The following is a 12,008-nucleotide window of genomic DNA, read 5'->3' as shown; positions in this document are numbered from 1 at the left end:
CCCGGACCCGCTACGGGTTGATCGCCAGCTCCAGGTAGGCGAAGAACAGCACCAGGTGGACGCCGCCCTGGAGCGGTGTGGCCCGGCCCGGCACCACCGTCAGGGAACTGACCACGACGGTCAGCGCGAGCAGCAGCATGTGGGTCGCGCCGAGGCCGAGGACCAGAGGGCCGGAGAGCCAGATGGAGGCGAGGGCGACTGCGGGGATGGTCAGGCCGATGCTGGCCATGGCCGAGCCGAGCGCCAGGTTGAGGCTGGTCTGCACCCGGTCCCGGCGGGCGGAGCGCAGGGCGGCGATGGTCTCGGGGAGCAGCACCAGCAGGGCGATGACCACACCGACGACGGCCTGGTGCAGGCCGGCTGCCTGCACGCCGGACTCGATCGCCGGCGACACGCCCTTGGCCAGCCCCACGACGCCGACGAGGGCGAGGCCCAGCAGGCCGAGACTGATCCAGGAGGTCCGCTGCGACGGGACCGCGGCATGGTCGTCGGCGGTGATCACCTCGCCCTGCCGGGTGATCGGCAGGAAGTAGTCGCGGTGACGGACCGTCTGGGTCGCCACGAACAGGCCGTACAGGATCAGTGAGGACAGGGCCGCGAAGGTCAGCTGTACACCGGAGAACTCCGGGCCGGGTTTGCTGGTGGTGAAGGTCGGCAGTACCAGGCTGAGCGTGGCCAGGGTGGCCACGGTCGCGAGAGCGGCGCCGGTGCCCTCGGGGTTGAAAACCGCGGTGCCGTGTCGCAGGGAGGCGACGAGGAGGCAGAGTCCGACGATGCCATTGCAGGTGATCATCACGGCGGCGAAGACGGTGTCGCGGGCCAGGGTGGAGCTCTTGTCGCCGCCGTCGGCCATGAGGGTGACGATCAGGGCGACCTCGATGATCGTGACAGCGATGGCGAGGACCAGGGAGCCGAAGGGTTCGCCGACCCGGTGGGCCACGACCTCGGCGTGGTGGACGGCGGCGAGGACGGATCCGGCGAGGACCACGGTCACCAGCGCGACGAGGGCGCCGGGCAGATGACGGCCCCAGGTGAACAGGAGCAGGACGACCGCGAGCATCGGCACGAGGAGCGTCCACCCAGTGGTGAGCGACCTGAACCGAGTGATCATGCAGCGATGGTGGCAGAGGCGTTCGGGGTTCGCATTCCGGTCCTTTCTGGCTCCGGGGGCCTGCCGGCAGTACGGCACGGCCCCCGGGTCGTACGGGGCGCGGTCGGTCGAGCGGTTACCTGAAGTCGGTCACGTCCACGACGTCACAGTCGGTGAAGGACGGCGGCCGGGTACACAAAGCGGCCATCTGTTCGGCGAACTTGGTTGTCCCGGGGTCGTTGCTGTTCTGCATGGCCTCCTCGTAGGAGTCGAACTCGATGACGCCGAGGTAGTGGCCGGGCCTGCTCCGGTCCCTGAGGATCAGGCGACGGGCGGGGCCGTTCTCGCTGTCGGCGAACTGGCTGTCCATGCTCTCGGCGAGTGCCCTCATCTCGTCGATGCGGTCGGTTTCGAAGTCGATGATCTGGACGAACGTCACGGCTGCCTCCACCGGGCGGTGGCGTCCCCGACCTGGGACGCCCTGCAGCCAAAGGAAGCATCGGGAGCGGCGGTCGGCAATCGGCTTCGCACCGCTCCACGGGGTGGTTGTTCCTACGTCCGGCGTGGTCAGACGTCGATGCTGTCCTTCGGAGCGCCTTCGCTCCGCGTCTGCGCCGCCTCGGCCGCCGCCTGCTTCCGGGAGGCCCTGAGGCTGGTGATCGTGGTGACGATCAGGACCGCGCAGATGACGCCGAGCGAGACCGGGATGCTGATCTCCGGGACATGGACGCCGGACTCGTGCAGTGCGTGCAGCACCAGTTTGACGCCGATGAAGCCGAGGATGATCGACAGGCCGTAGGAGAGGTGGACCAGTTTTCTCAGCAGTCCGCCGATGAGGAAGTACAGCTGCCGCAGACCCATCAGCGCGAAGGCGTTGGCCGTGAAGACGATGTACGGGTCCTGCGTCAGGCCGAAGATCGCGGGGATCGAGTCCAGCGCGAACAGGACATCGGTCGTACCGATCGCGAGCATCACGACCAGCATCGGGGTCATGACCCGCTTGCCGTTCTGCTGGATCCACAGCTTGGTGCCGTGGTAGCGGTCGGCCACTCCGAACCTGCGCTCCGCGGCCTTGAGCAGCTTGTTCTCCTCGAACTCCTCTTCCTCCTCGTCGGTCCGGGCCTCCTGGATCAGCTTCCAGGCGGTCCAGATCAGGAAGGCACCGAAGAGGTAGAAGACCCACGAGAAACTGGCGAGGATCGCGGCGCCCGCGGCGATGAATGCGGCCCGCAGGACCAGGGCTATGAGGACTCCGACGAGCAGCACCCGCTGCTGGTACTGCGAGGGCACGGCGAACTTCGCCATGATCAGGACGAAGACGAAGAGGTTGTCGACGCTCAGCGACTTCTCGGTGATGAAGCCGGCGAAGAACTCGCCGGCGGGCTGGCCGCCGGAGAAGAGGAGCAGGCCGAGTCCGAAGAGTCCGGCCAGCACGATCCAGACGACGGTCCAGATTCCGGCTTCCTTGACGGACACGTCGTGCGGCTTGCGGCCGATGAAGAAGTCGACCGCGATCAGGGCGGCCAGCCCCAGAATGGTAAGGACCCACAGGGTCACGGATACATCCACTGCGCCTCCGGTTCGTGAACGGGCAAAAGGTCAGCGTCATCGCTGCCGGAGGTCTCTTCCACCCGAGACGGGCCGACGCCCCGGGATCCGGTCGGATCCGTATTGACGGGTACGCCGCAGCAGACAGGGAGTACTCCCCTCCGTGTGGAAAACAGTACCCCAATCACCAAGGAAAGGTAAAGTCATTGGTAAAAGAAAGGCCAAATTGGCTGGTCAGATGGTTTTACATACGCTTGGTGCGGGCGATCGCCACCTGAGTGAGCACCTGCTGGAGCACATGGCTGCCGGCAGGCACGAGGCAGGGTTCGTACGTCCAGGCATGCCCCACCCACGGGTCGGCCAGGTGATCGTCCGGTACCGGCGTGAGTCGCATCAGCGAACGCCAGAGCGGGTCCAGCAACGGGCCGTAGGCGACGGCGTCCTCGCGATCGGCGACCAGCAGGAGATGGACACCTACGTCCGGGCCCTCGTCCGCGAGATAGCGGAGCTGGGTCACGGCACGGTCGTCGAAGCCGTGCGGGAAGTCATTGACGATCAGCAGCTGCCGTGAGGTGTCCAGACCGGGCGGCAGTGCGTCGGCAGCGCCACCGCGCACCGCCATCTGCACCAGGTCGACGCGCTCGGTCAGCCGCCCCAGCGCCTCTACCACCCCGGCGGCACCCGTCGCGGGCGGCGCGGTCAGCACACCGGCTCCCATCAGCGGTGCCAGCGCGGACGCGCCGGCACCGGCAGGATCGATGACCTGCACGCCGAACTCCCCCGCCGGGTGGGCGGCGAGCAGTCGGGCCGCGAGCGCCACCGCCGTCTGCAAGGCGAGGTGCCGTAGCTCGCCGGCGTCGGGAAATGCGCCGTCGGCAGTCGGGACGAGCCCGCTGTCGATCCACAGGCCCCGCTCCAGCGGCAGCCTGACCAGCATCGGAATGCGCAGCGGGGCACTCTCCGGGAGATGGAGGTCGCCGAGGCGCACGGCCATCGGCGGTTCCGTCGGCACCCGGTAGCCGTGCCAGACGGGGTTGTCCCAGCGGGCATACGCCGGTGGCAGAGCGGGCTCGACGACCTCGGACTCCGCGGTGAGCTGGGCGAGATCACGGTCGAGGGCCGCGCGGGCCTGGGCGGCCAACTGGGCCTGCCGGGCACGGGCCGCGTCCCGCGCGGCGTCGCCCGTCGCGCCCAGGCGGTTGCGCGGGTCGGAGAGGACCTGGTCGAGCTCCTTCTCCATACGCGACTCGGCGAAATCGACGGCACTGCGGTAGGCGGCGGTGGAGCGGGCCAGGTCCTCGAACATGCCCCAGACCTGGTTGTACAGCCGCTCGTCCATGGACCAGCCGACCGCGTCACCCGCGACGGGCGGCACGGGCCCCTCCGCAGGAGCGGGAGCCGCCGGGGCCGTGGGCGGGGATGCCTGGTGGCGCCTGGGATGTGTGTAGTCGACGGGGCCGCCGGGCGAAGTGGAGCCCTGTGCGGCGCCGGGTGTGCCGGAGGCAGCGGGCGACGTCCGAGCGTCGTACGCGGAGTCGGCAGCGGGGGCGGTGCCGGGCAGGTCGGGCTCGGCGACGGATGCGGCCGTACGACGGGAGCGGTCGGTCTGCGTCGTACCCGCCGGAACCGAGCGGGCCATGCCGCGCGCCACTGCTTCCTCGATGCCGCCGGCGAGTTCGGCGGCCTCGGGCAGGCCCTGGTCGGTGAACAGTGCGGTGAGGCCCTCCGCGTAGCCCTGGCCGACCGCGCGGATCTTCCAGGCGCCCTGGCGACGGTAGAGCTCCAGGGCGACGACCGCCGACTCGGCGTCCAGGCCGGTGAGGGTGTAGCCGGCGACCTCGGCGCCGTCGAGGCCGACGACCGCGGCGCGAGGCGCGGCGACGGCGCCGAAGCGGAGCGGGCCGCCGGGCGTGGTGGGCAGGGCGATCAGGACGCTGACCCGGTGCACGGCCTCGGACACGGTGCCGAGGTCGACGGCGAGGCGGTGTTCGGCGGCCGCCTGCCGGGAGACCTCGATCCCGGGGAGGGCGGGCGCGCCCGGGTGGGCCACCCGGTCGGCACCCCGTACCTGGCCGTTCTCGTCGGCGAGGGTGGCCCCGGCCACGACCGGCACATCGGCCGAGATCCGGATCTCGATCCGGTTCCGCGAGAGCGGATGGTTCTGCCCGCGCATCAGCTCGGCCGCCATGTGCCCACGTCCCCCTGTGTGTCGTGTCGTCGTGCGCCGCCGGGCCCCTCTCGGAGACCGAAAGGCTGGAGGACCGAAAGGCTAGAGGACCGGAAGGATCGTCGGCACCAGGTCCTGGAAGGTGCGGCCCTTGGCCGGAACGCCCAGGGCCGTCATCGTCCAGCCCGAGCCCGACCGGTGCACCTTCGCCATGATCTGGGCGGTGTACTCGCCGCCGCCGTCGAGCGTGTAGCGGGCGAGCTCCTGGCCGTTGGTCTCGTCGACCAGCCGGCAGAAGGCGTTCTGCACTTCCTGGAAGGTCTGGCCGGTGAAGGAGTTGACGGTGAAGACGATCTGGTCGATGTGGACCGGGATGCGAGCGAGGTCGACGAGGATGGCCTCGTCGTCGCCGCCCTGGCCCGCGCCGCCGACGAGGTTGTCGCCCGTGTGGCGGACGGAACCGTCGTCACTCACCAGGTGGCGGAAGAACACGACGTCGACGGGCTGCTTGTCGGCGAACAGCACCGCCGAGGCGTCCAGGTCGATCTCACGGGTGCGCGAGCCGAACAGCCCGCGCCGGGGCGCCGCCTTCCAGCCAAGACCCATGCGGACCGCGCTCAGGGAGCCCCCGTCCTTCTTCTCCAGGCTGATGGCCTGACCCTTGGTCATGTTGACGGACACGGCTGCTTCCCCTCGTCGGTTGTCCCCTGCTGCCGCGGAGTCCGCGGTTGACCAAAACCCTATGCAGCGCCACTGACAGTGCCGAACCCCGGCCCGCGCTTTGTGTCGGTCCTGCAACACTTCGCGTACTTGCCGGGTTCCGGCAGCGGATCAGGGGTCAGGCCAGGCCCGCCTCCCTCATCTGGCGCAGTTCCTTCTTCATCTCGGAGACCTCGTCGCGCAGCCGGGCCGCGATCTCGAACTGCAGATCGGCGGCGGCGGCGCGCATACGCTCCGTCATCTCCTCGATCTGCTCGGCGAGTTCGGCTGCCGGACGATCGGTCGGAACGGCTTCCTTGCCCTTGGCGGCCTTGCCGGCCTTCGCGCCCTTGGCCGCCCTGTCGCCCAGGGACGGAACAGGGGCCTTCGCGCCCTTGCCGTCCTTCTGCTTGCGATAGCCCGAGCCGAGCAGCTGCTCGGTGTCGACCTCTTCGCGGGCGATCTGCGAGACGATGTCGTTGATCTTCTTGCGCAGCGGCTGCGGGTCGATGCCGTTGGCCTTGTTGTAGGCGACCTGCTTCTCCCGGCGGCGGTTGGTCTCGTCGATGGCCTTCTCCATCGCCGGGGTGATCTTGTCGGCGTACATGTGGACCTGGCCGGAGACATTGCGCGCCGCGCGACCGATGGTCTGGATCAGCGAGGTGCCCGAGCGCAGGAAGCCTTCCTTGTCGGCGTCGAGGATCGCCACCAGGGAGACCTCGGGCAGGTCCAGGCCCTCACGCAGGAGGTTGATGCCGACCAGGACGTCGAACTCGCCGGAGCGCAGTTCGCGCAGCAGCTCGACGCGGCGCAGGGTGTCGACGTCGCTGTGCAGATAGCGCACCTGGATACCGAGTTCCAGGAAGTAGTCGGTGAGGTCCTCGGCCATCTTCTTGGTGAGTGTGGTGACCAGGACCCGCTCGTCCTTCTCGGTGCGCTTGCGGATCTCGTGCACCAGGTCGTCGATCTGGCCCTCGGTGGGCTTGACGACGACCTCCGGGTCGATGAGGCCGGTGGGGCGGATGATCTGCTCGACGACACCGTCGCCGCGGGAGAGCTCGTACGCGCCGGGGGTCGCCGACAGATACACGGCCTGCCCGATCCGCTCCTGGAACTCCTCCCACTTCAGGGGGCGGTTGTCCAGGGCCGAGGGCAGCCGGAAGCCGTGCTCCACGAGGGTGCGCTTGCGGGAGGCGTCGCCCTCGTACATGGCGCCGATCTGCGGCACGGTGACATGCGACTCGTCGATGACGAGGAGGAAGTCGTCCGGGAAGTAGTCGAGCAGGGTGTTGGGCGGGGAGCCGGGCAGGCGGCCGTCGAAGTGCATCGAGTAGTTCTCCACGCCGGAGCAGGTGCCGATCTGGCGGAGCATCTCGAGGTCGTACGTGGTGCGCATGCGCAGGCGCTGGGCCTCCAGCAGCTTGCCCTGCTTCTCCAGCTCGGCCAGGCGCTCCCCCAGCTCCTTCTCGATGTCGTTGGCAGCCCGCTCCAGTCGCTCGGGACCCGCGACGTAGTGGGAGGCCGGGAAGACGTACAGCTGCTGGTCGTCGCTGATGATCTCGCCGGTGAGCGGGTGCAGCGTCGACAGCGCCTCGATCTCGTCGCCGAACATCTCGATGCGGACCGCGAGCTCCTCGTAGACCGGGAAGATCTCGATGGTGTCGCCGCGGACGCGGAAGGTGCCGCGGGTGAAGGCCAGGTCGTTGCGCGTGTACTGGATGTCGACGAAGCGGCGCAGCAGGTCGTCGCGGTCGATCTCGTCGCCGACCCGCAGCGGGACCATCCGGTCGACGTACTCCTGCGGCGTACCGAGGCCGTAGATGCACGACACCGAGGCGACCACGATGACGTCACGGCGGGTGAGGAGCGAGTTGGTCGCGGAGTGGCGCAGCCGTTCGACCTCCTCGTTGATCGAGGAGTCCTTCTCGATGTAGGTGTCCGACTGCGGGACGTACGCCTCGGGCTGGTAGTAGTCGTAGTACGAGACGAAGTATTCGACCGCGTTGTTCGGGAGGAGCTCGCGGAACTCGTTGGCCAGCTGGGCGGCCAGCGTCTTGTTCGGCGCCATCACCAGGGTCGGGCGCTGGAGCTTCTCGATCATCCACGCGGTGGTGGCGGACTTGCCGGTGCCGGTCGCGCCGAGGAGGACGACATCCTTCTCACCGGCCTCGATGCGCTTGGCCAGGTCGGCGATGGCTGCCGGCTGGTCGCCGCTGGGCTGGTACGGACTGACGACCTCGAAGGGCGCCACCGTGCGTTCGATGTGGGAAACGGGCCGCATGGCATCCACCGTACGACCCCGCACTGACAACCGGTTCTGATCAGCGGTTCTGCGGGGTGCGTGAGCTGTGGTGGCTCTGCTGGCGGCCGACGCGCAGCGACGAGCGACGGCTCGGGTGGTGGGTGACCTCGTCGGCCGGGACACCCGGCTTGTGCTCCACGTGGAGCCGGTCGGGCCTGCCCATGACCATCAGCGGGTCGAAGATCACGACCACGGCGGCGATGCAGAGGAAGGCGAGCGGGCCGATCAGCATGGGGGCGAGCAGGGTGGCGGGCGAGTCGCCGGGGGTCGGTACGTCGGAGCCGTGGAGGTGGACGGAGAGGGCGGCCATGCCGGTGTAGTGCATGCCGCTGACGGCGAGCCCCATGACGAGGCTCGCGCCGATGCTCCAGAGGAAGCCGCGGATCTGTCCGGCCGCCCACAGGGCCGAGGTGGCGGCCACGACGCCTATCACGACCGAAGCGGCCACGGTCAGCGTGTTGTACTGCAGGCTCCCGTTGAGACGCAGGCCGGCCATGCCCAGGTAGTGCATCGAGGCGATCCCCAGACCGGTGATGGTGCCGCCGGTGAAGAGCGCGGTCCCGGTGGCGCCCCGGTAGCCGACTATGAAGATCCCGACGCCCACCATGAGGATGGCGAGGCCGAGGCTCGCATAGGTGATCGGCTTGTCGTAGTGGATCGGCGTCTCCTTGACGCTGAACCCCATCATGGCGACGAAGTGCATGGTCCATATGCCGGAGCCGATGGCAGCCGAGCCCAGGGCGAGCCAGGCGGGCCGCCAGGAGTGGGCCACCAGCATCGCCCGGGTCGTGCAGCGCAGCCCGAGGGCACCGCCGAGGCAGGCCATCAGATAGGCCACCAGCGGGGTGACGACCCCATAGCTGAATCCGTCGACCGTGCCCTGCATACGTGGCTGCCCTTCACCCTTTGCGTCCCGGAATATTTGATATGCGCCCCCGTCCCAGGACCGCCCGAGCGGTCAGGGTTGACGCAGAGAGTATGACCCCCACCGGAATGGTCGAACGATTTTCCGGCAAAGAAACACGCCCTTGCCGCAGTTGTGCGGCACCGGTGAGCGGACTTGGGCAACTCCATTCAATCTGTGGTCATCCCGTACCCGGACACTGTTGACTCTCTGCTGTCAGTCTTGTGCTGTCCGTATTCGCCGGACGTGAGGAGCACGCATGCACGCGCGCGCAGTCGCCGCCACGGCCACGGCGCTTCTGGGAGCGGCCGCCCTGCTGAGTCCGGTACCCGCCGCCCGGGCCGGTGATGCCGCCGAGCCCACGGTGCTCGCGCACCGGGGTGCCTCCGCCTACGCCCCGGAGAACACACTGGCCGCCATCGACAAGGCGGCCGCGCTGGGCTTCACCTGGGTCGAGAACGACGTCCAGCGCACCAAGGACGGCCGCCTGGTCGTCATCCACGACGACAGCCTCGATCGCACGACCGACGTCGAGAAGGTCTTCCCCGGCCGGGCGCCCTGGAAGGTGAAGGACTTCACCGCCGCCGAGATCGCCCGGCTGGACGCGGGCAGCTGGTTCTCCCCCTCGTACGCGGGCACGCGCGTGCCGACGCTGGCGCAGTACATGCGCAGGATCGAGCACAACCACGAGAAACTGCTCCTCGAGATCAAGAACCCGGAGCTGTACCCGGGCATCGAGCAGCAGATCCTGAAGACGCTGGGCAACGAGGGCTGGCTGGACCGTGGGCACCTGGACCGGATCGTCGTGCAGAGCTTCAGCGCGGACAGCCTGCGTATCGTGCACGAACTGAAGCCGGCGGTGACGACCGGCTACCTCGGCACTCCGTCCGTCGCCTCCCTGCAGCGGTACGCGCGCTTCGCCGACCTCGTCAATCCCTCGGTGGACTCGATCTCGGCCGGCTATGTGAACACCGTGCACTCGCTCGACGGACCGCACGGCAGGCGGCTGCGCGTCTTCACCTGGACGGTGAACGACGCGGTCACCACGTGGCGGGCCGTCGGCTACGGCGTCGACGGGATCATCACCAACAAGCCCGACGTGGTGCGGGCCGCGCTGCGCGCCGACTGAGCCCGGCCGGGCGGCGGGCGTTGTCAGTGGCGGGCCGTACGGTGGGACACATGGACAGCGAAGGGCAGTACGAGCAGCGGGTGGTGTGGGCCCTCGTGGGCAGCGACATCGGTCCGCTGCTGCTGGCGGCGACGCGCGACGGCCTGGTCAATGTGGTGTTCCACGCCACCGACCCGGTGCGGGAGCGGGCTCTGGAGCGGCTGGCGGCCCGGCTGGGCACCGAGCCCGTCGAGGATCCCGCGGCGCCGGTGCTGGCCGAGGCGATACGCCAGCTGCGGGCGTACTTCGCGGGCGAGCGGCAGCACTTCGACCTGCCGCTGGACTGGTCGCTGATCTCCGGCTTCAACCGGCAGGTGCTCCGCGAGCTGGCCGCCGGTGTCCCGTTCGGCAGCGTCGTGGGTTACGGCGATCTGGCGGGGCGGGTCGGCCAGCCCGGCGGGGCGCAGGCGGTGGGCGCCGCCATGGGCGCCAATCCGCTGCCGGTCGTCGTGCCGTGTCACCGGGTGGTGGAGAGCGACGGCGGTATCGGCGGATTCGGGGGCGGGCTGGAGACCAAGCGGAAGCTGCTCGCGCTGGAGGGTGTGCTGCCCGAGCCGCTGTTCTGAGCGGCAGGCCCCCGACCCGCCACTCCGAACCGCCCGGGCGCACGGTCGGCCGTAGCGCCGTCAGCCGTACTGGCTCAGCCGTAGTGCCGTGCCTCGACGACGTTGCCGTCCGGGTCCCGGAAGTAGAAGTTGCGCGGGGCGCTGCCGCGGGCGCCGTAGGAGTCGTGGCCGATGTCGGTCATGGGGACGGCGTGGTCGGCGAGGCGGGTGCGCAGGGCGTCGAAGGCTTCGGACGGCAGGGACAGGCAGATGTGGTTGACGGGGTGGCCCGCGCTGCCGGCGGAGCCGGGGAGCGCGGGCATGCGCTCGGCGAGGGTGAGCGGTGCGAGGTCGAGGATGGTCTCCTCGTTGACGCGTACGGAGGGGAAGGGCGTCTTTCCCGCGGCGAACTCGGCGACCCTCAGCGGCTCCAGGCCGAGCATCCGCTCGTAGAAGCCGGCCGCGGCGACCGGGTCGGCGACCCACAGGACGACGTGGTCCAGACGTGCCGTGTGATTCGTCATGCGGCCCAGGCTGGTGGTGTCCCCCACAGGCCGCAAGCGTTTAGCCGGGTGCGCCGCCCGCCAGGGATGAGGGAAGACCGACGGACAGGAGGCGGGCACGTGGTGCTGGTGGTGTCGGAAGAGGTCCGGGAGGCGCTCGACGCGGGTCGGGCAGTGGTCGCCCTGGAGTCCACGATCATCGCGCACGGGCTGCCGCGCCCGCGCAACCTCCAGGTGGCGCTGGAGCTGGAGGACGCGGTACGGCGTGAGGGTGCCGTGCCCGCGACCATCGCGGTGCTGGACGGGCGGCCCCATGTCGGCCTGGACAAGGAGCAGTTGGAGCGGGTCGCCAACGAGGTCGGGATCCGCAAGCTGGGCCACCGCGACCTGCCGCTCGCCGTGGCCGCGGGGACGAGCGGGGCGACCACCGTGTCGGCGACCGCGCAGCTGGCGGCGCTGGCCGGCCTCCGGGTGTTCGCGACGGGCGGTCTCGGCGGGGTGCACCGGGAGTGGACGGTGACCCAGGACGAGTCCGCGGACCTGGGGCTGCTGGCGCGCACCCGGATCACGGTGGTGTGTGCGGGCGTGAAGTCGATCCTGGACGTGCCGGCGACCCTCCAGCGCCTGGAGACCCTGGGCGTGGCGGTGGCCGGATTCGGCACGGACCGCTTCCCCGGCTTCTATCTGTCCGACTCGGGGCACCCGGTCGACTGGACGCTGGAGACCCCGGAGCAGGTCGCGGAGGTCATGCGGGCGCAGGACGCGCTCGACGCGGCGGACACGGCGCTGATCGTCGCCAACCCCGTTCCGGAGGCGGAGCAGCTCGATCCCGCGCTGCACGCGCGCGTGCTCGCCGACGCGCTGCACGCGTGCGAGGCGGAAGGGATCACCGGTCAGGCGGTGACACCGTTCCTGCTCGGCTATCTGGTCCGGCACACGGACGGCGCCTCGCTGGAGGCCAACCTGGCGGCCGTGCGCGGCAACGTGCGGCTGGCGGCGCGGATCGCGTCGGCGTGGGCCAGGGGGTGACGACGGGCGGAGAGGGGACGCCGGGCCGGGAGGAGACGCAGGGCAAGCAGGCG

General features: G+C 69.8%; 11 protein-coding genes. 3 read left to right on the top strand and 8 right to left on the bottom strand.

Annotated features, from left to right (window positions below):
• Nucleotides 1–10 precede the first annotated feature (10 nt).
• The 7 genes from ACIRR9_RS10300 to ACIRR9_RS10270 form a co-directional block, all read right to left on the bottom strand.
• Nucleotides 11–1,111, bottom strand: a complete 1,101-nt coding sequence (locus ACIRR9_RS10300; protein ID WP_365350963.1) for an ionic transporter y4hA — start codon at nucleotides 1,109–1,111, stop codon at nucleotides 11–13.
• Nucleotides 1,112–1,226: 115 nt separating this feature from the next.
• Entirely contained in the window at nucleotides 1,227–1,529 is a 303-nt protein-coding gene (locus ACIRR9_RS10295) for a hypothetical protein (protein ID WP_403749551.1), read from the bottom strand.
• A 128-nt stretch (nucleotides 1,530–1,657) separates the two neighbouring features.
• Entirely contained in the window at nucleotides 1,658–2,659 is a 1,002-nt protein-coding gene (locus tag ACIRR9_RS10290) for a TerC family protein (RefSeq protein ID WP_403749548.1), read from the bottom strand.
• A 223-nt stretch (nucleotides 2,660–2,882) separates the two neighbouring features.
• Nucleotides 2,883–4,826, bottom strand: coding sequence for a TerD family protein (locus ACIRR9_RS10285; RefSeq protein ID WP_403749546.1), 1,944 nt, complete (start codon nucleotides 4,824–4,826; stop codon nucleotides 2,883–2,885).
• 81 nt (nucleotides 4,827–4,907) lie between these two features.
• Nucleotides 4,908–5,486 (bottom strand): TerD family protein, encoded by a 579-nt coding sequence (locus ACIRR9_RS10280; RefSeq protein ID WP_316777536.1) that lies wholly within the window; start codon nucleotides 5,484–5,486, stop codon nucleotides 4,908–4,910.
• Between the two features lie 157 nt (nucleotides 5,487–5,643).
• A complete protein-coding gene (uvrB, locus tag ACIRR9_RS10275) occupies nucleotides 5,644–7,785 on the bottom strand; it encodes an excinuclease ABC subunit UvrB (RefSeq protein WP_403749543.1) in 2,142 nt (713 codons plus the stop codon).
• Between the two features lie 40 nt (nucleotides 7,786–7,825).
• The gene (locus ACIRR9_RS10270) at nucleotides 7,826–8,692 is read right to left on the bottom strand and encodes an MHYT domain-containing protein (RefSeq protein WP_365350958.1); all 867 of its coding nucleotides are present in this window, start codon (nucleotides 8,690–8,692) and stop codon (nucleotides 7,826–7,828) included.
• 277 nt (nucleotides 8,693–8,969) lie between these two features.
• On the opposite strand from ACIRR9_RS10270, the gene ACIRR9_RS10265 reads away from it, so the two are divergent.
• Together ACIRR9_RS10265 and ACIRR9_RS10260 are read left to right on the top strand one after the other, a co-directional pair.
• A complete protein-coding gene (locus tag ACIRR9_RS10265; protein ID WP_403749540.1) occupies nucleotides 8,970–9,839 on the top strand; it encodes a glycerophosphodiester phosphodiesterase in 870 nt (289 codons plus the stop codon).
• Nucleotides 9,840–9,889: 50 nt separating this feature from the next.
• Nucleotides 9,890–10,444 (top strand): methylated-DNA--[protein]-cysteine S-methyltransferase, encoded by a 555-nt coding sequence (locus ACIRR9_RS10260; protein WP_403749537.1) that lies wholly within the window; start codon nucleotides 9,890–9,892, stop codon nucleotides 10,442–10,444.
• Between the two features lie 74 nt (nucleotides 10,445–10,518).
• On the opposite strand, the gene ACIRR9_RS10255 is transcribed toward ACIRR9_RS10260, so the two are convergent.
• Nucleotides 10,519–10,947 carry a VOC family protein gene (locus ACIRR9_RS10255; RefSeq protein ID WP_403749535.1) on the bottom strand — a complete coding sequence of 143 codons (429 nt, stop codon included), beginning with the start codon at nucleotides 10,945–10,947 and terminating at the stop codon, nucleotides 10,519–10,521.
• Between the two features lie 99 nt (nucleotides 10,948–11,046).
• On the opposite strand from ACIRR9_RS10255, the gene ACIRR9_RS10250 reads away from it, so the two are divergent.
• Entirely contained in the window at nucleotides 11,047–11,955 is a 909-nt protein-coding gene (locus tag ACIRR9_RS10250; protein ID WP_403749533.1) for a pseudouridine-5'-phosphate glycosidase, read from the top strand.
• Nucleotides 11,956–12,008 lie beyond the last annotated feature (53 nt).

Source organism: Streptomyces sp. NPDC101234 (genome assembly GCF_044767525.1).
GTDB classification, from domain to species: domain Bacteria; phylum Actinomycetota; class Actinomycetes; order Streptomycetales; family Streptomycetaceae; genus Streptomyces; species Streptomyces sasae.
This window is presented reverse-complemented; position numbering and strand designations above follow the sequence as displayed.

Excerpts from the sequence above, each read along its gene's own strand:
- ACIRR9_RS10260 (WP_403749537.1), top strand. The coding sequence starts at position 9,890 with ATGGACAGCGAAGGGCAGTACGAGCAGCGGGTGGTGTGGGCCCTCGTG.
- ACIRR9_RS10300 (WP_365350963.1), bottom strand. The coding sequence starts at position 1,111 with ATGATCACTCGGTTCAGGTCGCTCACCACTGGGTGGACGCTCCTCGTG.
- uvrB (WP_403749543.1), bottom strand. The coding sequence starts at position 7,785 with ATGCGGCCCGTTTCCCACATCGAACGCACGGTGGCGCCCTTCGAGGTC.
- ACIRR9_RS10270 (WP_365350958.1), bottom strand. The coding sequence starts at position 8,692 with ATGCAGGGCACGGTCGACGGATTCAGCTATGGGGTCGTCACCCCGCTG.
- ACIRR9_RS10265 (WP_403749540.1), top strand. The coding sequence starts at position 8,970 with ATGCACGCGCGCGCAGTCGCCGCCACGGCCACGGCGCTTCTGGGAGCG.
- ACIRR9_RS10285 (WP_403749546.1), bottom strand. The coding sequence starts at position 4,826 with ATGGCGGCCGAGCTGATGCGCGGGCAGAACCATCCGCTCTCGCGGAAC.
- ACIRR9_RS10255 (WP_403749535.1), bottom strand. The coding sequence starts at position 10,947 with ATGACGAATCACACGGCACGTCTGGACCACGTCGTCCTGTGGGTCGCC.